Below are 23,023 nucleotides of genomic sequence, written 5' to 3' on the forward strand. Positions count from 1 at the left end.
TAACAACACTGGGATGTTCGTCGGCAGCGTCAGCTCTGTATAAGAGACAGGCCCAGTGCCGGTAAGGAGTCCTTCACGGCCGGAATCTGGTTCTACCTCGTAGCTTACGTTGTATGCTAGCGTGACGCGGCACACAGCGAAGTGCCGATCGGGAGGAGCGCGGTGGCCGGGCAGCGCACCCCTCGGGGGACCCTCAGCCGGGACAAGATCGTCGCGGCGGCCGTCGAGGTGCTCGGCCGGGACGGGCTCGACGGCGTCACCATGCGGTCGGTCGCGAACGTCCTCGACGTCAACGCGATGTCGTTGTACCGGCACTTCCACGCCAAGGAGGATCTGCTCCTCGCGCTTGTCGACGAGCTGATGGCCGGGCTGCCGCTGCCGCCGCCCGGCACGCCACCGGTCGAGGCGGTCAGGGAGATCGTGCGGGCGCATTTCGCGCTGCTGCTGCGGTATCCCGGGCTGCATCTGGTCGACACCGGCAACATGCCGGCGCCCGGCCAGCTCCGGGTGAGCGAACGGCTCTACGCCGCCCTGCTCGAGTCCGGAATGGACATTCCCGGCGCGGTCGGCCTGCTGGCGGTGATCCAGCGTTTCGTCGTCGGCTGCGCGTTCCGCTATCCCGCCCGGCACGACTGGGACCACAACCTCGTGTACTGGAACGAGGTCCGTGCCTCGCTCGCGAAGCTCCCCGCGGACGACTACCCGACGCTCCGGAAGCTCGGCGCCGGTCTCGACGACGCGATGCGCACCCAGGAAGAGATCTTCGAGGAAGGCCTCGACGCCCTCCTCGCCCCGCTGAGCGTCCGGACGAGGAGGCGATGACCTGTGACCGAAGGGCACCGACCGAGCCTGGGCCGGGTCGTCGACGACCTCGGGAGCACGCTGTTGAAGGTGGTCGCCGGGCCGCCCGAACCCGATCTGCGGGTCAGCTCGGTGTCGATCTACGACCCGGCGGACGGCGTCACCGTCGCGCCGGGCGGGATCCTGCTCGGCGTCGGGGTCACCGACATCGCGACGGTCGCCTCGCTGCTGGCCCAGCTCGAACGGTGTGCGGGCGCGGCGTTGCTGCTCAAGACCCCGGCGCCGCTGGACGACGGCATCCGCGAAACCGCGCTGCGAAGCGGTGTCTGCGTCCTGGAAGTGAGCCGGGCCGCGTCCTGGGAGCAGCTCGTCGTCCTGCTGCGTACCCTGCTGGATCCCCCCGAGTTCGGCGACCCGGACGAGGAGATCGCGGGCTATCCGACCGGGGACCTGTTCCAGCTGGCCAACGCGGTGGGCGCGCTGCTGGACGCGGCGGTCACCATCGAGGACCGCTCCTCCCGGGTGCTCGCGTTCTCCAGCGGGCAGGAGAACACCGACGAGGGCCGTGTCGAGACCGTGCTGGGCCGCCAGGTTCCCGAACGGCACACCCGCACGCTGACCGAGATGGGGATCTTCCATCAGCTCTACCGCAGCAAGGAACCGGTGTACGTCCCGGCGATCACCGACAGCGCGCTCCCGCGGACGGCGATCGCGGTCCGCGCCGGTGACGAGGTGCTCGGCTTCCTGTGGGCGGTCGTGTCCGAACCGCTGACCGAACACCGCAAACAGGCCTTCGTCGACGCCACCAAGATCGTCGCCCTGCACCTGCTCCGCGAGCGCGCGGGCTCGTCGGTCGACGCCCGGCTGCGCGCCGAACTCGTGGCCCGGTTGTTCGACAGGAGCGGCGATCCCGCCGAGGCCGCCCGGCGGCTCGGAGTGCGCGACAAGCCGGTGTGCGTCCTCGGCCTCGAACTCGCCGACACCACGGACGACGACGTCAAGCGGGCGGCGGAGATCCGGCGCGTCGCCGACGCGCTGGCGCTGCACCTGAGCGCGCTGCACCGCTCCGCCGCCGCGACGACACTGGGCGACGTCGTCTACGGCCTGCTCCCGGTGTCCGGGAAGTCCGACGGCGAAGTCATGGCGCTGCGTGTCGCGGAGGACTTCCTGGAGCGCATGGGAACCCGGGTCGCGCTCCGTGTCGGCATCGGCCGGGTGGCCTGCGCGCCGGAGGGCATCGTCCGCTCGCGCGCCGACGCCGACGTCGTGCTCCGGGTCCTGCGCGAGACCGGCCGGGCCGAACGCTGCGCCACGGTCCGGTCGGTGCGTCTCGACCTGTTGTTGTTGCGCCTGGCCGAAATCTCGGACCGCGACGACGAAGGCGAGCACGACGACTCCGGTGCGGTCACGAGCCTGCTGGCCTACGACGCCGAGCACCGCTCGGACTTCACCGGCACCCTCGCCGCCTACCTCGAAGCCTTCGGCGACATCGCGAAGGCGTCCGCCGCGGTGCACATCCACCCCAACACCTTCCGGTACCGGCTCAACCGGCTGTGCGAGATCAGCGGACTCGACCTCACCGATCCCGACGCCCGCTTCGAGGCGCTCATCGATCTGCGGCTGCACCGGCTGCGGCAGGTGCCCGCCGCCGGGTGAACGCCACCTGACCGCCGCCCGGTCCGTGGGTTGTCCACTCGGTGAAGTCCACGACCGGAGCGGACCGCTTTCGTGCGTTCTCACGAAGTGGCGTGGGTCACCGCCTGCCTACTCTGCTCCCGATCACCTCGTGAGGCTGGCCCCGTAGGCGAAGGCGGTACCGCTCCATGCTGACGAGATTTCCCTTGCTGGGCGCCATGGTCATGGCCGCCGCGCTCCTGACCGGCTGTACCGGAGGATCGACCGGAGCCACGGGACCGCGTGCCGCGACCGACGCCGACGTCCCGCTCATCACGTGGGCGGCGAGCGGCCCGCCGCGCTCGCTCGACATCGCACACGCCCTCGACACGCGGTCGGAGTTGCCCATCGTCGCGGCGTTCGACGCCTTGCTGACCCTCGACACCGAAGGCCGGCTTCAGCCGGGCCTGGCCAAGTCGTGGTCTTCCCCCGATCCACTGACCTACGTCTACCAGCTGCGCACCGACGTCAAGTTCTGGAACGGCACGCCCATGACCGCCGAGGACGTCGCGTACTCGCTCGCGCGGCAGGCCGATCCGGCGAGTGGCGCCGAAAGCGCGTTGTACCTGCCCGCGGTGAAGAGCGTGGACGTCACCGGGCCGGCGGAGGTCACCGTCAAGCTCTCCCGCCCGGACGCGTTGTTCCAGTACGTGCCCGCCATCGTGTGGTTCGTCCAGCAGAAGGCGTACGTCCAGACGGCGGGCAAGGATCTCGGCACCGGGCAGAAACCCGGCATGGGCACCGGCGCCTACCAGGTCACGTCGTTCTCCACCGACGGTGTCCACTTGCGACGGAACGACGGCTACTGGGGCAAGCGGCCGAAGGTGGCCGAAGTGGACATCAAGGTCATCCCGGACCCGGACGCGCTGCGGCTGGCGATGCAGTCCGGCGCGGTGGACGGCACCTTCGACTTCCCGGTGCAGCGGGCCCGGCAGTGGGAACAGACCCGCGGTGTGGCGACGGTGTTCCCGCAGTCACCCGGCTCGATGTACCTGTCGTTCGACATCACCAAGCCGCCCTTCGACGACGTCCATGTGCGGCGCGCGATCGCCGCGGCCGTCGACCGCCAGGGCCTGCTCCAGCCCGCCTTCGGCGGAAAGGCCACGCTCGCGGCGAGCATGTTCTCCGGTGTCCAGCTCACTTCCACCCTGGGACGGGAGAAGGCCGATCAGCTCACGAAGTCGGTTCCCTGGCAGGTGTTCGACCTCGCCAAGGCCCGTGCCGAGCTCGCCCAGTCGGCCCACCCGCAGGGATTCACGGCCGAGGTACCGTTCACCACCAGCCAGCCGTGGGCCCAGCTGACGCTGGAAAACCTGGCGACCAACCTGGCACCGCTCGGGATCAAGCTGAATCTCAAGGCGCTGCCGGACCAGCAGTGGGTCGCGCAGCTCTACGCGCATCAGAACCTGGGCATGCAGATTCTCCGTGCGAGCGGTGGGACGCCGTACGCGGGTGAGATGGCGGGTGTCCTGTACGGCAGGAAGTCGGCCGGTCCCAACGGGTTGAACACCGCGAACTTCTTCCCCGACGACGTCCAGCGGGTCCTCACCCAGCTGACCGAACCCGCGAGCACCGACCAGCGCGCCGAACAGCTCGGGACTCTCATGCGCGCCACCGCCGAGCAGCTGCCCTACGTCCCGCTGTTCGAAGCGAAGACGGGGATCGCCATCGCGGACCGGCTCACCTTCGACCCGCCCATCAGCACCGACATTTCCTTGACGGGTAACTGGGTTTCGCTGATCAGGGCGGCCGCGAAATGACCGGGGGCCGCTCGTGGACGCGCTGACCTTCCTCGTCCGCAGGCTCGGCGCGACCGTCCTGCTGCTGGTGATCGTGTCGTTCCTCATCTACAGTCTGCTCGCGCTCAGCCCCGGTGACCCGGTGCGGATGCTGCTCGGCACCCGCCCGGCGTCGCCGGAGCTGCTGGCGAGCATCCGCGCCGAGTACCACCTGGACGCGCCGTTCCTGACCCGGTACGGGGACTGGCTCGGCGCGGTGGCGCGGGGCGATCTCGGCCGGTCGATCCAGTCGCACGAGGCCGTCACGGCGCTCATGGGCCAGCGGCTCGGCGTGACCGTCCAATTGGGACTGTTCAGCTTCGTGCTGGTGCTGCTGATCGGGCTGCCCGCCGGCATGCTCGCCGGGACCCGGCGCGGTTCGGCCACCGACCGCGCGGTGACGCTGGCCGCGCTGGCAGGCATGAGCGCGCCGGTGTTCGTGGTCGGCCTGGTGCTGCTGTACGTGCTGGGCCTGGCGACCGGCCTGTTCCCGATCTTCGGAGCGGGCGGCGCGGGCCTGGACCGGCTGTGGCATCTGACGCTACCCGCGGTCACCCTCGCAGTCGCGCAGATCGCGGTGGTGACCCGGCAGACCCGCGCCGCCGCGATGGGTGTGATGGCCAAGGACTTCGTGAGCTTCGCCCGCTCACGCGGCCTGCCGGGCAGCCGGATCTGGCGGACCTACGCGCTGCGGAATTCGGCGCTTCCGGTGGTGACCTCGGCGGGGATGGTCCTGGCCTACTCCCTGTCCGGCACGGTGCTCGTGGAGAACATCTTCGGCCTGCCCGGGCTCGGCTCACTGTTGGTCACCTCCGTCGGCACCAAGGACATTCCGGTCGTACAGGGCCTGACGCTGGTCACCGCGACCGTCGTGATCGTGGTCAACCTGCTCGTGGACCTGTGTTACCTCGCCCTCGATCCCCGCGTCCGGCACGCCGGAGGTGTCCGATGAACGCGGGGGCGAACACGATGGTGGGTGCCCGCCGGATCCCGGCGTCGACCTTGACCAGCGCGATGATCCTGGGGCTGCTGCTGATCGCGGCCGTACTGGGGCCGTGGCTGGCACCGCAGGATCCCGGGGCGCAGCACCTGGCCGACGCCGCGCTCGGCCCCGGCGCGGACCACTGGCTCGGCACCGACGGCCTCGGCCGGGACGTCTTCTCGCGGCTCCTCGACGGCACCCGGCACGCGCTGACGGGCCCGTTGATCGTCGCCGCCTGCACCGTGGTGCTCGCGACGGCGGTCGGCCTGCTCGCCGGGTTCGCCGGCGGCTGGGTCGACGCGCTCGTCATGCGCGCGATCGACCTGATCTACGCGGTCCCGCCGCTGCTCGTGGCGATCGTGGTGGTGGGCGTGCTCGGCGGTTCGTACCCGGTCACGGTCGGCGTCCTCGTCGTACTGACCGCGCCCGCCGACATCCGGATGGTCCGCAGCGCGGTCCTCGCCCAGCGAGGACTGCCCTACGTGGAAGCCGCCGTGACACTCGGCGTCGGCCGAAGCCGTGTAATGGGCCGTCATCTGCTGCCGAACGTGCTGCCGACGGTGCTGACCAACGGACTCCTCGACTTCGTCACCGCGCTCGTCGCCCTGTCGGCGCTGGCGTTCCTCGGGCTCGGCGTCCAGCCCGGCACCCCGGACTGGGGCCTGATGCTGGCGGAGAACAAGGACATCCTCGACCTCAACCCCGCCGCGACGATCGTGCCCGCCGCGCTGATCACCCTGGCCGCGGCGTCGGTCACGGTGCTCGGCGACGGGCTCTACGACCGTCTCGCCCACAGGGAGGCCCGATGACCGGCGGCAAAACGCTGCTGCGCGTGCGGAATCTGACGGTCACGCACGATTCCGGCGGCGGACCGCGCACCCTGGTGCGGGAGGTCGGCTTCGACGTCGCGCCGGGTGAAGCCGTGTGCCTCGTCGGCGAATCCGGCTCCGGGAAGTCGATGACGGCGAAGGCGCTCATCTCGCTGCTGCCGCCGTCGGTCCGCGCGGGCGGCTCGGCAGTGTTGTCGGGAACCGAATTGTCGGGAAACGAACTGTCAGGAAACGAACTGTCGGGAACCGAGCTGATCGGGGCGGACGAGAGCACTCTTCGCGGTCTGCGCGGCCGCGAGCTCGCCCTGCTCATGCAGGACCCGTTCACCATGCTCAACCCGGTGCTCACGATCGGCACCCATCTCGCGGAAAGCCTTGCCGTGCGCGGAAACCAGCGTACGTTGCGGGCCGAGATCCAGCGCAGGCTGGACGAGGTCGGGATCACCGACCCCGCGGTGGCCGCGAAGTACCCGTTCCAGCTCTCCGGCGGGATGCTGCAACGGGTCGCGCTCGCCGCCGCGCTGGCGAAGGATCCTGCGCTGCTGATCGCCGACGAGCCGACGACCGCGCTCGACGTCACCACCCAGAGCGAGATCCTGGCGCTGCTGAAGGAAATCCAGCGCACCCGGCGGATGGGGCTGGTGTTCATCACGCATGATCTCCGCGTTGCGATGTCGGTCAGCGAGCGCGTCCTCGTGATGTACGCGGGTTCGATGGTGGAACGCTCGCCCGCCACGGCGATCACTGCGGCGCCCGCCCACCCGTACACCGCCGGGCTGCTGCGCTCGGTGCCCTCGGTCCACGTCCGGACCCGTGAGCTGGCCGGTATTCCCGGTTCCGTTCCGCACGCCGACGACGTCGCCGATCGCTGCCCGTTCGCCGACCGCTGTTCCTGGGCCGAACCGGACTGCACGGCCGACGCGCCCGCGCTGACCGAGCGCGCGCCCGGCCGGTTCACCGCCTGTATCGCCTTTCCGCGCATCGCCGACGAACTGGCGGCGACCGTCGCTGAGTCCGAAGTGGATGGACCGGACCGGCAACCGGACGGCGCGACCGTCCTGCAGGTGACGGGACTGCGGAAATCGTTCTACAGCGGACGATCCAAACGGCACGGAATCGAGGTGCTGCACGGGGTCGACCTCACGCTGCGCGCCGGCTCCAGTCTCGGCGTACTCGGCGAATCGGGTTCCGGCAAGACCACCTTGGTTCGCTGCCTGCTCGGGCTGACCGAACCGACCGAGGGGATCATCGAACTCGACGGCGTCGACGTCACGTCCTATCGGCGGTTGGGCCGCCGCGACCGGGTCGCCGCGCGACGCGCCGTCCAATGTGTCTTCCAGGACCCGTACTCCTCGCTCAACCCGGCCCTGTCCGTCGGTTCGACGCTCGCCGAAGCCGTCCGGCGACGGGAAGAGGTCCCGGCCGACGTGCCCGCCGAGGTCCGGGAACTGCTGCGCACGGTCGGGCTTCCCCAGGAGTTCTCCGCGCGCAAACCCGCCGTGCTTTCGGGCGGGCAGCGGCAGCGGGTCGCCATCGCCCGGGCGCTCGCGGTGCGGCCCAAGCTCATCGTCTGCGACGAACCGGTGGCCGCGCTCGACGTGTCGGTGCAGGCGCAGATCCTCGGCCTGCTGCGGGAACTGACGAGGCAGACCGGGACCAGCCTGTTGTTCATCACCCACGACCTCGCGGTGGCCCGGCAGATCACCGACGACGTCCTCGTGCTCTACCGCGGCGACGTCGTCGAGCACGGACCGACCGCGCGGGTACTCGACACGCCGGTCCACGCCTACACCCGCAAGCTGATCGGCTCGCTTCCGAAGTCGTTCCCAGGCCCGAAAAAACCGGCCGGAGTTCGTAGTTCGGCACAGTCGAGCCCCGGGGAACACGCCGTAGGCTGCGAAGACGACCAGTGCTCTCGCGCAGTGAAGGAGGCTCACGGATGACCATCGACACCGCGGCATTGACGCTGGTGGCCGAGACCGCGGCGAACGAGCTGGGCATCGTCGGGGACGACGGGAAGGCCTCCCACTTCCTCAACGGTGCTTTCGCCACGCCCCGTGTCGGGGCGGCCGCGTGAGCGCCGCCGCGAACGGCGGCCAGCCGTGCGACGTCGTTTTCACCGGCGCCAGGGTGATCGACCCCGAGACCGGCCTCGACGGCGTCCGCGACGTCGGCGTCACCGGCGGGACGATCACCGCGGTTTCGGGCACCCCACTGGCCGGGCGCCGGACGATCGACGTCTCCGGGATGGTGCTCGCTCCCGGGTTCATCGACCTGCACAGCCACGCGCAGTCGAGGACCGGGCTGCTGCTGCAGGCCATGGACGGGGTGACCACCGCACTCGAACTGGAGGCGGGCGCCGCTTCGGTATCGGCCGCGCTCGCCGACGCCGAACAGGACGGGCGGCCGGTCAACTACGGCTTCTCGGCTTCGTGGCTGCTGTCGCGGATGATGCTGTTCGACGACGCGCCGCTGGCCGACCCGATGACGATGTTCGGCTCCAACCACGACCGTCCACTGTGGAAGGCGCCGGCGAGCGGACGGGACGTGGACCGGCTGCTCGACCACGTCGCCGGCGAGGTCGACAACGGCGGGATCGGGATCGGCGTGCTCGTCGGGTACGCACCGGAAACCGGCACCGCCGAGTACTTCGCGCTCGCCCGCCGGGCCGAGGACCTGGGCACGCCGACCTTCACCCACACCCGCTACATCTCGACGTTGGAACCCCATACGTCGTTGGAAGCAGCGTTGGAGGTCATCGCCGCTTCGGCGGGCACAGGCGCACACATGCACATGTGCCACATCAACAGCACGTCGAACCGGATGATCGACGAGATCGCCGAAGCGATCGCCCGCGCGCAGGCCACTGGCGTCAAGGTCACCACCGAGGCGTATCCGTACGGCTCCGGTTCGACCGTGATCGGCGCCGACTTCCTCGCCCCGGAGAAACTGCCACGGATGGGCGTCACCCCGGACCGGCTGCGCTACCTCCCGACCGGAGAGATCGTCGCGGACGCGGAACGCCTGGCCGAGCTGCGAGCCAACGACCCCGGCGGCGCCGCGGTGATCCAGTGGGCCGACGAAACCCTCGAAGCGGACCGGGAGTTGCTGCTGCGGTCGCTGCTGTTCCCGGACACCGCGATCGCCTCCGACGCCACGCCCCTCGTCGCACCGGGCGGTGCGCCGGTGCTGCACGACTGGCCGGTGCCGGACGCGTCGCTGACCCACCCGCGCAGCACCGGCTGCTACGGGCGGACCTTCGGCTGGCTGGTCCGCGAGCTGGGGGTGCTGTCGCTGCCCGAAGCCGTCCACCGATGCACGCTGGTCCCGGCACGGATCCTGGAGGAGGCCGTGCCGTCGATGCGCCGCAAGGCCCGCGTCCAGCCGGGCGCCGACGCCGACCTCGTCGTCTTCGATCCGCGGACGTTCGCCGAGCAGGGCGACTACCTCGTCGTCGCGCCCTCCACCGGAGTCCGGCACCTGCTGGTCGGCGGGCAGTTCGTCATCGCCGACGGGAAACTCGACACCGCCTCCACCGCGGGCCGGCCGATCCGAAGTGGACAGCGCTGAGGTGTGCGGCGCTGAAGTGGACAGCACCGCAGTCGACAGCACCGCAGTGGACAGCGCTGAGGGACAGTGAGGAGAACCATGGGTACCCGGGAAGACACGATCGCCGAAATCCAGGCCGAGGCCGCGCGTGTCGGCGTACGGGTCTGGCTGCACGCCCAGTCCGTCGGCGGCGGCCCCGAGCTGGGGATCGGCGCCGAGGATCCGGTCGTCACCGCGTCGGTGTTCAAGGTGCCGGTGGCGGTGGAGCTGGCTCGGCAGGCTGCCGCGGGAGCGATCGACCTCGCCGAGCAGGTCACCGTGCGGCCGGGCGAAGGGCCTCCGTCGCCGTACGGGCTCGCCACGTTTCCGCACGAAACGACGTTGTCCTGGGACGCGCTGGCCGGATTGATGATCAGCGTCAGCGACAACGTCGCCACCGACATCGTGCTCGGCAAGGTGACCAAGGAGTCGGTGAAGACACTCCTCACGGTGCTTCAGCTGCCGGGAACGGCGGTTCCCGCCAACTGTGCCGAGCTGCTGCACACTGTCGTCGAAGATCTCGGCATCGACTACGAGGACGACGAGCGTGCGCTGAGTGACCTGTCGGCCGAGCAGCTTTCGTGCCTGCGCGCGCTGGACCCCGCGCAAACCTGCCGTTCCACACCGGCGGAGACGACGCGGCTGCTCGCGATGATCTGGCGCAATGAGGCGGCGTCGCCGGCGGCCTGCGCCGACGTCCGGCGCTGGCTGGGCGGGCAGGTGTGGCCTCATCGGCTGCGGTCCGGGTTCATTGGCGACGACGTCCGCGTCTCCGGCAAGACCGGTACCCTGCCGACGGTCCGCAACGAGGTCGGCGTGGTCGAATTCGACGGTGGCGGCCGCTACGCGGTCGCGGTCTTCACCCGTGCCGTGGATGCGCGTTCGCAGGTTCCCGCTCGTGACGCGTTCATCGGCTACGCCGGGGCGAAGGCCGTGGAATGGTTGCGCGGCAACGGGTCCGCGTGATGTCCAGCCGTCACTGCACCGCCGTCGATCGATGACGCCCTCCAACCCATGGAGCAGAGCCACTCGCCTGCTGTGCCTTGGCGGATGAGGCAAGGATGCCGGTTGCGTTGATGGCCGCTGTCGTTCCCGTGGCCGACAGGTGTCAAGCGACTGTGCGGGGTTCATGGAATGGTTTCGGGCGATGGACGAATCTGCGTCCTGTCGGTGTGACGATCGTATAGCTCCCGTCCTCGTGGGGGATGTGATGCCAGCCGGGTTCGTTCTTGACTTTGTGGTGGAAACCGCAGCGGCCGCCGAGGTTGTCTACGCTGGTTTCGCCGTTCTTGGCATGCCAGTCCTCGACGTGGTCGAGTTCGGCGAACTGGGCCGGACGATGACAGCCCGGCGTGCCGCATTCGCGGTCACGAACCCGGATGAAGCTGTCCAGGTCGGCCGGCGGCCGGTACTTGTGGCGCCCGACCGACAGGAGCTGGCCGGTGTCGGGGTCGGTGATCAACCGTTTCCAGGCCGACGACGGCTCGGCGGCGATCTGCCGGGCCAGCCACGCCGGGACCGGCCCGTATCCGGCCACCTCGGCGGGCTCGTTGTTCAACCCGGCCAAGGTCAGCAGATCGACATAGACATGGACATCCGCCCGCACACTCGCGTCCCCGCCTCGGGCGGCCAAGAGCCGCTCGGCGAACACGTCGGCGCGTAACTGCTCGGTGGTGCGTTCCTCACCCGGCAGACGGCGCAACTGCCGGGCGGCACGATCGACTGAGGAATAGATCGCACTGGCCTGCTCGACCGGCAGCTTCGCGGTGAGGCTGCTCATGGTCTCGTCCTCGTGGTGCAGCCGCACCTGCCGGGTCCGTCGCCGGGCACGGGCGCGACGCTCGTATCCGTCAGGGTCCACGGTCAGGACGACCCCGTTCACCGACCGCCGCAGCGTACTGGAGTTCTTCCCGGCCAGCCGGTGCACGATGATCTCGTCCACCCGCCGCGCCGACTCATCCGACAGCGCCGTCGTCGCCTCGGCCACCTTCGACGCCTTCAGCTCATCGAGCTCACCCTCCTCCATCGCCGCCAACGTGCACGGCAGGCGACGCACCAACGCCTCGGCGAGAGACAGCTTCCGCTCTGCCTGCCGCACAGTGAGACCAGCAGCGAGCGCGAGCTCCGCGGTGGCCGATCTTCGCGACCCGACACACTCGGAATACCGCTCCAGCGCACGTAACTGGCGCGCCTGCGACCGGCACATCTCCTTTCCTATACCGCAATACTCGGACAAAGCCGCGCCGGCGCCGGCGGCGTCGAGCGGGGACTGGGAAACAGCGGAATTGGACACGCATTCGACAGTACCTCGAACACGCGTGCGAGCACATCACTCACACGAGCGAACTTGACTGACACTGTCCACAAGGGATAGAAGCAACCGGAATACGTTGACACATAAGGCAATTGAGCGTTCCGAGACAACATGAACCGGCATTCCGCTTACCTGTCGGCACGAAAATAAGCACGAACTCGGACCGGCAAGGATGACCACTCGCTCCGGGTCTGGTAAACGTGATTGAAGGGGAGCGCCGGTCTCCGCCTCACAGCGAAGCCACACCGGGAACCCCGGCACACCAACGACATCGGAGACTGAATGTGGAACTCACGCACGCGAACGGAGAACTCGCGCGGAAGACGGGTGGACTCGTCGGGGCGGTGTCTCCCCTGCCAAGGGATATCGCCGAGGAGACACCGCGAGCCTCAGAGCTTCGGTGCGGCACGGCCACCAAAGTGGACGTACGGAGTTCCGTCGGCGAGCCGGTAGAACAACACGGGCGTCCACTGCCGCTCACCGGGCATGCGCGCCAGGTATCGGTTTTCCGAATCGGGAAGCAGATCCAGCACCATCGGTTCGGCGGCCCCCAGCTCGGCCATCGCACCGGTCTGGGTCACGCGCATCCGCACCGCGGCGTCCTCTTCGAACACGTCGAGCCGGACGCCTGCCCGTTCGTACACGCCGGTGACGCTCGCGGCGTCCACGGACGCCGGAACATCGGGTTTCCCGAAGGGCGGGGACATCTCCACGTCCACGAGGTCGCGGAAGATCTCGCGGTACAAGGCGTTGTAGAGGTCGCGCGCGGGCCCGCCGTTGGTCAGCAGGCACACCGCGAGACCCCGCTCCGGCAGGATCCGCAGGCACGCGATCTGACCGATCGTCCCGCCGTCGTGGCCGACGATCTCGTGGCCCTGCCAGTGGTGCCGGAACCAGCCGAGCCCCCACGAGTCCGCCAGGCCCACCCCTTCCGGCAAAGTGACCTGGTTCCGCCGCATGTCGGCGGTGAGCGCCTCCGAGAGCACGCGGGTGCCGTCGGCCGCCAATCCCCCGCGCAGGTGCATCCGGGCGAACTCGAGGACTTCCCGCGCACTGGCGCTGATGGTCCCCGCGGGGCCGGAGGAACGTGGGATCTCCCAGCGCGGCGCGGGTACCGGCACACCGTCCTTACCGTTCACGTGCCCCAGCGCGGCGTTGTGCAGCAACGCCTCCTCGGGCAGGGTCACGGTCGCCGTCAGCCCGAGCGGGCGGAACAGCAGCTCGCGCATGGCTTCGTCCCAGACCAGCCCGGTGACCCGTTCGATCATCCGGCCGGCCAGCACGAACCCGGAGTTGCAGTACGACCAGGTCGCGTCGATCGGGTGATTCTGGGCGACCTCGGCGAGGCCGGCGACGTACCGTTCGACGCAGTCGTCGCCCCGGCCGGTGTCGGTGAAGACGTCCCCGTCGATCCCGCTGGTGTGGGTCAGCAGATGGCGCAGCGTGACCCGCTTCATCACCTCCGGGTCGGTGAGCACCAGATCGGGCAGCACGTCGACGACCGGCGCGTCCAGGCTCAGCTTGCCCTCGTCCACCAGCCGCATGGCGACAGTCGCCGTGTACACCTTCGAGATCGAGCCGATCTGGAAGATCGAGTCGGGGGTCGCGGGCACCTCGGTGCGCTTGTTCACCACCCCGTACGCGGCTTCGGCGGTCTCTTCGCCGAAGTGGATCGCCAGCGACGCCCCGACAATCCCGTGTTCCTCGGCGAGCAGATCCAGCCGCCGCTGCCAGTACGCCTGATCCAGTGGCACCGCGGCGGACACCGCCCCGTCCCGCGCGGCGGTACGGGTGTGCCGCACGACCCAGTCGACGACGCGCCGGTTGTAGTCGGCTCGGTGCGAGGGCCTTCCGTTGAGGATGAACAGATGCGACGCGCCCGGGTAGAGCACGAGCTCCGCGGGGACGTCGCGCGCACGCAGCGCGCCGAACCACTGTTCGGCCTGACCGACCGGGCACCGCTCGTCCGCCTCGCCGTGCAGCACGAGCGTCGGGCTGGTGACCTTGCCGACCTGCGCGATCGGCGACAGCGCGGCGAACCGCGCGGGGTCGTCCCAGAATGTCCCCCCAATTTCGGACCGGAACAACATCGATCCGGCGTCGGATGTGCCGGCCATGCTCACCAGGTCGCTGACGACGCCGCCTGCCACGACGGCGGCGAAGCGGCCGGTGCGGGTCGGCAGCCAGCAGGCCATGTAGCCGCCGTAGCTGTAACCGCACAACGCCAGGCGCTTCGGGTCCGCGGTCCCGTCGGCGACCAACTGGTCCACCGGCTCGAGGAAGTCGCGTTCGTCCGCCTCACCCCACGCTCCCACCGCGCCGCGCAGGAAGTCTTCACCGTAGCCGTCGCTGGCTCGCGGGTTGAGCAGCAGCACCGCCCAGCCGCGCGCGGCCAGCACCTGGTGGTACAGGTGCGCTGGGTCGCGCACCGGGCTCCACGCGTTGTGCGGTCCACCATGCACGTCCACCAGCAACGGGAGCGGCCCGATCGCCGCGGGGTCGCGCACCAGCCAGCCGTGCACCTCGCCGCCGTCGGAGACAGCGAACGTGCGCTCCACCGGAGTGAACAACTCGACGTCGCCGAACGCCTCCGCGGTGTGCGACGTGAGGGGTGTGAGCTCCCCGGACGCCGGGTCCAGGAGCGAGATCTCCCCCGCCGAGTCCACTGTGGACACCACAACCGCCGCGACGCCGGCCGAGCCCGCCACGGAAAGCCCGGATACGACGCGGTTCCCGTCGATCAGCTTCCTCGTCCCCGCGGCACCGGTCGTGTAAAGCTGTGTGCAGCCGCGATCCCTGGCGCAGAACAAGATGTCCTCCGCCCAGGGCTGCGGGAGCGCGCCCGGGTAGCCACCCGCACCGGGCATGACATTGCGGTCGAGCCCTGTGGTCAGGTACTCGAGATCCCCGGTGTCCGGATCGACCCGCGCGAGCCGGGCGTTGCGCACCTCGGTGTCGGGCGCGCAGACGAGCAGGATGTCCGCGCCCGCCCAGTTCACCGCGCTCACCGTGCCGCCAGGTGGCCCGATCCGCCGGGGTTCGGCCTCGTCGTCCGAGAGGCGCAGCACGTACGCCGAAGACTCGCCGCTGAGATCCGCGTCGGCCGCGAGCCCGCTGCCGTAGACCAGTTTCCCACCGTCCGGCGACCACGCCGGAGTGCTCGCGTGGAAGTCACCGCTCGTCACCTGCTTCACCGAGCGGTCGCCGAGGTCGAGGACGAAGACGTGCTGCCGGATTTCACGCAGCCGCCCCGCGCCGTCGAGCTTGTGGAACAGGCGATCCTGCGTGAGCGGCGCAGCTGCCCGCGCATCTCGCGCCTGCTCGGTCTCGCCGGACGTCGCGGCCAGGTCGACCGGAGCGGAGAACGCGATCCGCTTGCCGTCGGGGCTCCACACCGGCGTACCGGCCCCCAGCGGCAGTTCGGTCAGCCGTTCGGGTTCACCGCCGTCCAGCCGGAGCCGCCACAACTGCTGAGGACCGTCCTGCGCTCGCAGGAACGCGACGCTGGTGCCGTCCGGAGAGAAGCGCGGGCCGCTGTCGGCGCGTCCGGTGGTCAGCTCGCGCGGCGCTTCGCCAGACGTCGTGGCCAGCCAGAGCCGGTCGACGTTCTCGTCGGCGTCGGCATCGACCGTGCGCAGGACGTACACGACCCGGGTGCCATCAGGAGAGATCGTGGGATCCGACGGCACCGCGAACCGGGCAAGGTCGGACAGGGCGGGTCGGCGAAGCTCGGCCATGAGTTCTCCCTAGCTGAGGCGGGGTCCCGGCGCACAGGGCCGAAGCGGCTGCGTCGGCGCCCGGCGATTCACCATCCCGAGCGTAGGAATGCCGCGCACGGCCCACCTCGTCGATTCGCCCGAAAGGCGGCTGCCCGGATTGTGTGCTCCACCAACCGATGTCAGCGGCGGTCCTTGAGTATCCGGCCTTCCCGCAGCACGAGCACGACCCGCGACCGGTCGCCGAAGATCGCGGGCTCGGCCAGCGGATCGCCTTCGAACGCGACGAGGTCGGCGAGCTTGCCCGGCTCGATCGTGCCGACCTCTTGGCCGATACCGAGGATCTCCGCGTTGTCGCGGGTCGCCGACACCAGGACGGCCATCGCGGGCTCGACCTTCGCACGCAGCACCAGTTCGGAACCACGCGCGCCCTGGCCGGGGCCGAAGAGGTCCGAGCCGAGCCCCACGCGCACGCCGGCGGCCCGCGAGGCGAGCAGCCCCGCGATCTGGCCGTCGCGCACGGAGCCGAGCCGCGCGGCGATGTCGGCCGACAAGCCGGTCGACTCGGCGTCCGACGCCAGCTTCTCCACCACGCTCAACGTCGGCACGTGCGCGACCCCTTCGGCAGCCATCAGGGCCGCGGTCTCCTCGTCGATCTCCGACCCGTGCTCGACACACTTCGCGCCGGCGCGCACCGCGTTCCGCAGGCCCGCGTTGTTGTGCGCGTGCACGGTCACGTACGTGCCCCGGGCCGCTGCCTCCCCAACCGCCGCCGCGATCTCCTCGACGCTGAACTGGGTGTCGCTCAGCTTGTCGTGCCGGGACACGACACCGCCGGTGACGCAGAGCTTCAGGAACGTGGCGCCGCGCCGGAACGCCTCGCGGGCGTTGCGGCGCATCGAATCCGGGCCGTCGCACAGCAGTGAAAGACCGCAGAGGCCGGGCACATCGCGTTCGGACCACAGCTTCACCGGCTCCCAGTCCGCGGCGAAGTGCCCGTGCCCGCCGGTCTGGCACAGCACCGGGCCACACGGCAGGATCCGGGGGCCGCGGACCCTGCCCCGCTCGACGGCGCGCACCAGCCCGCCGTCGATCCCGCCGGTGTCCCGGACGGTGGTGAACCCGGCGTCCAGCGTCTGCCCGCAGCTGTCGAAGATGTCGGCCGCGAGTTCGGCGACCGACAGCTCGTACCGAAGACTGGCGTCGACCGGGCTGGACAGCCCGAGGTGCACGTGCGCGTCGATGAGCCCTGGGGTGAGCGTCAACCCGGTGCAGTCGAGGACTCCCGACCGGGCAGGCCGGTCACCTCCGACCCGGGTGATCCGGCCGTTCTCGACCAGAACGCCCGTGCCGGGCAGGGGATCCCGCCCGGTGCCGTCGACGACGACCGCACCGTCCAGCCACAGAGCCGAGTCCATCGCATCTCCTCTTCGCGTACGCACGCCGACACTCCCGGTTCCGAGATTGCCAGCGCCGAGCCGGATCGTCGACCCCACTGTGCACAGTGGACAGTGGGCGGCTACCCGGCGAGCGTGGCGCGGAGGTGGTCGAGCAGCGCTCGCGCGGCGGGTCCGGCCGGCCCGGCCGCACGCCAGGCGAGCGCGATGCGCCCGCGGAGCGCGGGTTCACAGATCTCGAGCACGTGCAGGTCCGCGGGTTCGCTGGCTTCGAACGCCACCTTCGCCGAGAAGCCCGCCGCGGCGCAGGCTTCGTCGACGGTGGCTCGCGCGCCGATGCTGTGCTAAAAGCTGATCGGTGGCCGGGGCGACGACCGCGGCGTCCAGCGCACCGGACCGCAGGGTCGCCAGCAGGTGAGCCGAATCCGACTCGGTGAGCGTGACCGTGACGGCTAGGTGGTCGCGCCGCCGGGCGCTGCTCATGTCCGAGATTTCGCAACTGCTCACCCAGCGTTCTCGCCGGTCGCGACGTGCGAGACATCGCCGAGCGGGCGGCAGGACTCGCGCCGCACGAAAAGGCAGGCGCCGAGCCCGGCGATCGTCATGACGTGGTATCCGCGCGCACGTCAGCGCGTACTAACAGGTCACGGACACCTTGGCGCTCGGCGAAAACGACACGTGGACGTGGTCGTAGTGGTTGGCGGTGGTGCCGCCGCGGTCCTCCATCATCGACCAGCCGCTGCCGTCGTTGTAGCGCTGCCGCCAGATCACGTACGTGACGCCGAACGCCTTCTGGTTGGCCAGGACGTATTCCGCGAGCTGGTTGCCGGTGGCCGTGTCCACCATGAAGTCGAGGGCAAGCCCGAGAGGATGCTCACCACCGCCGCTGCGCCCGTTCGCGCCGCCGACGGTCTTGACGCCGAACTTCGCCTTGACGTGGTTACCGACCTGCGCGACGTGGGGCTTGGTCCCGGCGAGTGTGGTCGAGCACGACGCCGGTTCGGGCGTCGCGGAGGTCTTGGGGGTGGCCGTGGTGGGCGGTGGCGGAGGCGACGACGTCGTACTCGTGGGCGTCGCGCTCGTGGTGGGCGTGGGCGGTGCCGTGCTCGAAGCGGAGCTGGTCGGGGGCGGCGGTGCCTGCAGGGCGAGCGCAGCACCGCCGGGCTGCACCGCGGGGGCGCTGCCGGTGGTCAGCCAGACCGTCGCGGGCAGTGCCGCGGCGACGGCGGCCGCCAGACCGGCGGGCAGTCTCCAGGAAGTGCTCTTCTGCTTGCGATGTCGTCCGGACATTTTCGATCACTCACCAATTCGGGGCCGAAGCTCGCGCAACATTACGAAACGGACACGGCGATGTCACGCCAGAGTGTCGTCGGCCACAGTTGACGCTGAGCAGCCACGTCGTCACCGGGTTGCCCCTGGTCAGCAGCGGGGCGAACATGACAGGGAGCGATCGGCGGGGAGGCGGATCCGGCCATGGACATCACGGTGGCGGGCAGCGGTGACGCGTTCGGCTCCGGCGGGCGGTTTCAGACGTGTATCGCACTCGCGGATACGAATTCCACCGCGCACACCCTGGTCGACTGCGGATCCACCAGTCTCGTGGCGATGCGGCGCAGGCGGATCGCCACGAACGCCATCGAGACGGTACTGATCAGCCACCTGCACGCGGACCACTTCGGCGGACTTCCGTTCCTCGTTCTCGACGGCCAGTTCCGCCGGCGCACCCGCGATCTGACCGTCGTCGGGCCGCCCGGCACCCGCGAACGGCTCACGGCCGCGATGGAGGTCTGCTACCCCGGCTCGAGCGAGGTCGAGCGCCGGTTCTCGGTGCACGTGGCGGAGCACGACGACCGGACTCCGTTCCGGACCGAGCGCTTCACGGCGACACCGTTCGAGGTGCGGCACGCGTCCGGGGCGCCCGCGTACGCCCTCCGCGTCGAGGACGCCGAAAGCGGCGCCGTCATGGCGTATTCCGGGGACACCGAGTGGACCGACGCGCTTCTCGACGCCTCGGCGGGCGCCGACGTCTTCCTCTGCGAGGGATACACGCCCACCCCGGTGCGCTGGCATCTCGACCTGGGCACGCTCGCCGAGCATCGCCGGCGCCTCACCTGCCGCCGTCTGGTGCTCACCCATCTCTCGCCCACCGCGCTCGCGGCGGATCTGAGCGCGTGGGAGGTCGCCGACGACGGCATGGTGCTGACCACCTGAGCCGGGCCCGCCCCCGCGGGCCCGGCCCGGCGCGGCCGTCATTCGCGGCACGTCCTGCCCTTGTTGATGCACGCCACGACGCGGTTCATGATGCTCTGGGACATCACGTTGGCGAAGTCGTCGTGATCCGAGGCGGGGTTGTGCTTCTCCTCGGGGAAAGAGTCCACTTTGTACTGACGATTCCGCTGGACGTCCGGCGGGATGTCGTAGGTCAGCGTCACCCGCAGCTGCGGCACCGCCTTGAACCCCCGTTTGCAGCGCCCGTCGCGGCCGGGGAAGACGATGTGGTCGCGATGGTTGGCCGAGTCGATCCGCTTGCCGTCCCAGCAGCTCGGGAAGTCGTGGATCCGCTCGACCCGGCTGCCTCGCGGGCAGATCGGGTACTTGCCGATCACCACGCGGTTCTCGAACCCGGTGCAGGTCCACGAGTCCCGGGCGTTCTTCGGGCCGTTGGTGGTCACCTTCGCGTCGCCGTAGAGCACCCGCAGGAAACGCGGCATCGCGGTGACCCGGCCCGCCGGGCTGCCCCGGAAGGTCAGCGCGACGGTCGCGGGCCGCTGGATCTCGCCGTCATTGCCGTCGAGGTCGAGATTGTCGTTCTCCTCCCCCAGTGTCTGGCCACTGCTCGTCCCGGCACCCTCGGCCTGCGCGGTGTCGCTGTTGTCGGCGCCATCGCCGAGTCCCTGCCGGTTGGCCTGGTCCTTCAGCGCACAGGGAGCCAGGCGGCCGAGGTCCTGCGGCTGCCGGCCGATCGCGGCGGCGATCCGGTCGATGACCGCTTTCCGGTGCGCGGCAAGGGGTTCGAGGATGGCGGTGCGGACGAACTCCGAGCCGCCCTGGCCCCGCGCCGCCTCCAGTCGCTGGTTGGCCTCGTCGGTCCGCTGGTCGAGGTCGTCGAGGTTCGCGGTGATCTCCTGCTGTGCCTGATCGGGGATCTCGTCCGGCAGTTCGCTGGCGACGTCGGGGCAGTCGACGCGGGGGGCGGTCTTGTCCTTGCCGTCCCTGGCCTGCTGATCACGTCGCTGCCGTTTCTCCTCCCCCGCGGGCGAGTTCTTCCCGCCGTCCTCGCGATCGATCCGGACGACGGGCCAGAAGTACGCCGACTTGTCCCCGTTCCTGCAGGTGGTCCCGGCCTTCAGCAGGCTTTTGTTGCTGGAATCGGCGTTGGTGGAAAGATTCCCGACGTAGTCGTGCAGATGCTGGGCCCCGTTCTTGACGCCCGGCTGCGCGATGAAGTTGTCGGGGTTGAAATGGCCGTTCTCGTTCTTTCCGCAGTCCACCGTGAAGGTGCCTCGGGAAGCGCTTTCCCGCTGGTTCGGACCGTTGACGTTCGGCCGGACCTTCGTGATGTCCACGAAGAACGAGCCGTCCACGGCGTCGGCACTGGCGTCGCCGGGTTTGCCGACCGTCGTGACGGTCACCAGCGTCGCGCCGACCAGGACGGGCAGGGCGATCGCCGCGGTCACGAACTTCGCGCGGCGGGATACCCGATGCCGCCCGTTGCGTTGCGCCATCGACTTCGTCACCTCACTATTCATGAAAACCAAAAAAGGGCAGGGGTCATCGATGGAACAACCAGCTTCGGCTTTCTCACCTCGTCCGATCGAAAAAGGATTCCGTCCCGGATCCGGGGGTGACGTGGCAGCGGAATTCGTGCGACATCGCTGGTTGATACGAGCACGCGGGCGCCGTGGTTCACCCGCGACGCCGCCGTTACCGTTTCGTTATCTTCACAGAGGGGCCGCCGCCAGGGCGACCGCTCGATCCGTCCAGCGCGAGTCCAGCGGGATCGAGCGCCACCCGGCGGCGACGTCGTAGCGGCCGGTCAGCAGCGGGCGAGCATGGCCGTGAGCGCGCTCTTCTCCGCCGAGGTGATGGTGAGCTGCCACTTGTGCTTGACGTGCGTCCACATTTTCGCGTAGGTGCACCAGTACGACACGAGCGGCGGTTTCCATTCGTCGGGAGTCTTGTCCCCTTTTTCCCGGTTCACGTAGTTCGTCACCGCGATCAGCTGCGGGCCCGTCAGGTCGTTGGCGAACGCACGCCGTTTCGCCGTCGTCCAGGACGCCGCTCCGGTCCGCCACGCGTCGGCGAGCGGGACGAGGTGGTCGATGTCGATGTCGGAAGGGGAATCCCAGGTCTCGCCGTCGTACGGGCTGCGCCAGCTGCCCGATATCGGACGGCAGTCCTCGTCGACGGTCACGTCCGTGCCGTCGCGCTTCAGGACGACTTCGCGGGTATTGCAGTCGTCCCCCTGGTCGATCCAGTGCGGGAACTTCGTCCGGGAGTATCCGTCCATCGAGCCGTCTTCCGCGACGCGGAGCGCGGTGAGTTCGGCCTTGGCCGTCGGCGCGTCGGGGATGTTCGGCGGGGTCGCACTCGCATAACCGGTGACCCCGATGACACCGGCAAGTGCGGCAAGTAACGCGAAAATGAACAGGCGGAGTATTCTGGCGACATTCACGGTGTTCTCCTGACAGTTCCGTGACGCAGGACAGAATTGCCGTGCCGGTTCATTTTCGCCATTCGCGGACGCGGGTGTCGATCCGCCGTTCGGGACGGCCGCGGTGGTGCAGGCTCACCCGCCCGGCGTCAGCCCCAGACGAGCGCGGCGGTTTCCACGACGCGTTCGAGCTTCGCCTTCTGTTCGTCGAGTGTCAGGTCGTTGCCCTCCTCGGTCGAGGAGAACCCGCATTGCGGGGACAGGCACAGCTGGTCGAGGTCGACATACCGCGCGGCCTCGTCGATCCGCCGTCGCAGGGAGTCGACACTCTCCAGCTCGCCCCGCTTGGTCGTGACGAGCCCGAGCACGACGTATTTTCCAGGGGGCACCAAACGCAGCGGCTCGAACCCGCCGGAGCGCTCATCGTCGAATTCGAGGAAATAGCCGTCGACGTCGAGTTCGGAGAACAACGCGTCCGCGACGAAGTCGTAGCCGCCCTCCGCGACCCACGAGGACCGGAAGTTGCCCCGGCACAGGTGGGTCGTCACCCGCAGCCCGGCCGGCCTGCCGCGCAGCGCGGCGTTCATGGTCGCGATGTTCCGTACGTGCTGCTTGTCCGGGTCACCGCCCATGCGCGCGACCATCGCACGCTGCCCGGGGTCGTTCAGGTAGGCGAGGCTGGTGTCGTCGAGCTGCAGGTAGGTGCAGCCCAGAGCGGCCAGACCGGCGATCTCCTCGGCGTACGCCTTCGCGAGATCCTCGTAGAACTCCTCGAGATCCGGGTACACCGACTCGTCGACGGCGGCCCGCCCACCGCGGTAGTAGACCATGCTGGGCGACGGGATCGTCTGCTTCGGCGTCACCGATGGGTCCACAATGGACTTCAGGAACGTGAAGTGCTCGCCGAAGACGACGTCGTCGAGACCGATCTTTCCGGTGACCTCGAGCCCTGCCGGGGTGAATTCGACGTCGCCGTCCGCGTTGTGGAAGGTGACGTGGAGCTTCCGTTCGCTCCTGCCGATCCCGCGCAGCCGATGGATGAAGTCCATGTGCCAGGAAGACCGGCGGAACTCGCCGTCGGTGGCCGAGCGCAGCCCCGCCGCGCGCTGCAGCGCGACGACGTCCCGGATCGCCGCGTCCTCGGCCGTTCCGAGCTCTTCCCCGCTGATCAGCGACTTCGCGAAGTCGTCCCGCGCTCGCCGCAGGGCCGGTGGCCGCAGCAGGCTGCCCACGTGGTCGGCACGGAACGGCGGTGTCACGCGCGGAGTCATACGTCCCATGGTGGGTGA

General features: G+C 69.7%; 18 protein-coding genes. 10 read left to right on the plus strand and 8 right to left on the minus strand.

What is annotated here, in order from left to right; translation table 11 throughout:
* Window positions 1–162: 162 nt before the first annotated feature.
* The 9 genes from ACFWY9_RS36565 (at window position 163) to ACFWY9_RS36605 (ending at window position 10,619) form a co-directional block, all read left to right on the plus strand.
* Window positions 163–822: a TetR/AcrR family transcriptional regulator gene (locus tag ACFWY9_RS36565; RefSeq protein ID WP_378341052.1), complete on the plus strand. Its 660-nt coding sequence runs from the start codon at window positions 163–165 to the stop codon at window positions 820–822.
* A gap of 3 nt (window positions 823–825) precedes the next feature.
* Window positions 826–2,457 (plus strand): PucR family transcriptional regulator, encoded by a 1,632-nt coding sequence (locus ACFWY9_RS36570; RefSeq protein ID WP_378329408.1) that lies wholly within the window; start codon window positions 826–828, stop codon window positions 2,455–2,457.
* A 167-nt stretch (window positions 2,458–2,624) separates the two neighbouring features.
* Entirely contained in the window at window positions 2,625–4,235 is a 1,611-nt protein-coding gene (locus ACFWY9_RS36575) for an ABC transporter substrate-binding protein (RefSeq protein WP_378341053.1), read from the plus strand.
* A gap of 13 nt (window positions 4,236–4,248) precedes the next feature.
* Window positions 4,249–5,205 (plus strand): ABC transporter permease, encoded by a 957-nt coding sequence (locus ACFWY9_RS36580; protein WP_378341054.1) that lies wholly within the window; start codon window positions 4,249–4,251, stop codon window positions 5,203–5,205.
* A complete protein-coding gene (locus tag ACFWY9_RS36585; RefSeq protein WP_378341055.1) occupies window positions 5,202–6,044 on the plus strand; it encodes an ABC transporter permease in 843 nt (280 codons plus the stop codon). Before ACFWY9_RS36580 ends, ACFWY9_RS36585 begins: the two co-directional genes overlap by 4 nt.
* Window positions 6,041–8,008 (plus strand): dipeptide ABC transporter ATP-binding protein, encoded by a 1,968-nt coding sequence (locus ACFWY9_RS36590; protein ID WP_378341056.1) that lies wholly within the window; start codon window positions 6,041–6,043, stop codon window positions 8,006–8,008. The genes ACFWY9_RS36585 and ACFWY9_RS36590 overlap by 4 nt, the downstream gene beginning before the upstream one ends.
* Window positions 8,005–8,142, plus strand: a complete 138-nt coding sequence (locus tag ACFWY9_RS36595) for a hypothetical protein (protein WP_378329413.1) — start codon at window positions 8,005–8,007, stop codon at window positions 8,140–8,142. The genes ACFWY9_RS36590 and ACFWY9_RS36595 overlap by 4 nt, the downstream gene beginning before the upstream one ends.
* Entirely contained in the window at window positions 8,139–9,635 is a 1,497-nt protein-coding gene (locus ACFWY9_RS36600) for an amidohydrolase family protein (RefSeq protein WP_378341057.1), read from the plus strand. The genes ACFWY9_RS36595 and ACFWY9_RS36600 overlap by 4 nt, the downstream gene beginning before the upstream one ends.
* 78 nt (window positions 9,636–9,713) lie before the next feature.
* Entirely contained in the window at window positions 9,714–10,619 is a 906-nt protein-coding gene (locus ACFWY9_RS36605) for a serine hydrolase (RefSeq protein ID WP_378341058.1), read from the plus strand.
* 142 nt (window positions 10,620–10,761) lie between these two features.
* Here the strand turns inward: ACFWY9_RS36605 and ACFWY9_RS36610 are convergent, their stop codons facing one another.
* From ACFWY9_RS36610 to ACFWY9_RS36630, 5 genes are all read right to left on the minus strand, one after another.
* On the minus strand, window positions 10,762–11,946 hold the full coding sequence (locus ACFWY9_RS36610) for a DUF222 domain-containing protein (protein WP_378329416.1): 1,185 nt from the start codon (window positions 11,944–11,946) through the stop codon (window positions 10,762–10,764).
* A gap of 410 nt (window positions 11,947–12,356) precedes the next feature.
* Window positions 12,357–15,704, minus strand: coding sequence for a serine hydrolase (locus tag ACFWY9_RS36615; protein WP_378341059.1), 3,348 nt, complete (start codon window positions 15,702–15,704; stop codon window positions 12,357–12,359).
* Between the two features lie 161 nt (window positions 15,705–15,865).
* Window positions 15,866–17,101 (minus strand): amidohydrolase family protein, encoded by a 1,236-nt coding sequence (locus ACFWY9_RS36620; protein WP_378329418.1) that lies wholly within the window; start codon window positions 17,099–17,101, stop codon window positions 15,866–15,868.
* Between the two features lie 101 nt (window positions 17,102–17,202).
* Window positions 17,203–17,361 (minus strand): hypothetical protein, encoded by a 159-nt coding sequence (locus ACFWY9_RS36625; protein ID WP_378341060.1) that lies wholly within the window; start codon window positions 17,359–17,361, stop codon window positions 17,203–17,205.
* Window positions 17,362–17,716: 355 nt separating this feature from the next.
* The gene (locus ACFWY9_RS36630) at window positions 17,717–18,370 is read right to left on the minus strand and encodes a hypothetical protein (RefSeq protein WP_378341061.1); all 654 of its coding nucleotides are present in this window, start codon (window positions 18,368–18,370) and stop codon (window positions 17,717–17,719) included.
* 183 nt (window positions 18,371–18,553) lie between these two features.
* Here ACFWY9_RS36630 and ACFWY9_RS36635 point away from each other — a divergent pair, with 183 nt between their 5' ends.
* Window positions 18,554–19,291 (plus strand): MBL fold metallo-hydrolase, encoded by a 738-nt coding sequence (locus ACFWY9_RS36635; protein WP_378329421.1) that lies wholly within the window; start codon window positions 18,554–18,556, stop codon window positions 19,289–19,291.
* A gap of 38 nt (window positions 19,292–19,329) precedes the next feature.
* Here the strand turns inward: ACFWY9_RS36635 and ACFWY9_RS36640 are convergent, their stop codons facing one another.
* The 3 genes from ACFWY9_RS36640 to ACFWY9_RS36650 form a co-directional block, all read right to left on the minus strand.
* Entirely contained in the window at window positions 19,330–20,805 is a 1,476-nt protein-coding gene (locus tag ACFWY9_RS36640) for a DUF1996 domain-containing protein (protein ID WP_378329430.1), read from the minus strand.
* A gap of 311 nt (window positions 20,806–21,116) precedes the next feature.
* The gene (locus ACFWY9_RS36645) at window positions 21,117–21,755 is read right to left on the minus strand and encodes an HNH endonuclease family protein (RefSeq protein ID WP_378329422.1); all 639 of its coding nucleotides are present in this window, start codon (window positions 21,753–21,755) and stop codon (window positions 21,117–21,119) included.
* A 128-nt stretch (window positions 21,756–21,883) separates the two neighbouring features.
* The gene (locus ACFWY9_RS36650; RefSeq protein WP_378329423.1) at window positions 21,884–23,005 is read right to left on the minus strand and encodes a 5-methyltetrahydropteroyltriglutamate--homocysteine S-methyltransferase; all 1,122 of its coding nucleotides are present in this window, start codon (window positions 23,003–23,005) and stop codon (window positions 21,884–21,886) included.
* Window positions 23,006–23,023: the final 18 nt, after the last annotated feature.

Source organism: Amycolatopsis sp. NPDC059027 (genome assembly GCF_042739735.1).
GTDB lineage: Bacteria > Actinomycetota > Actinomycetes > Mycobacteriales > Pseudonocardiaceae > Amycolatopsis.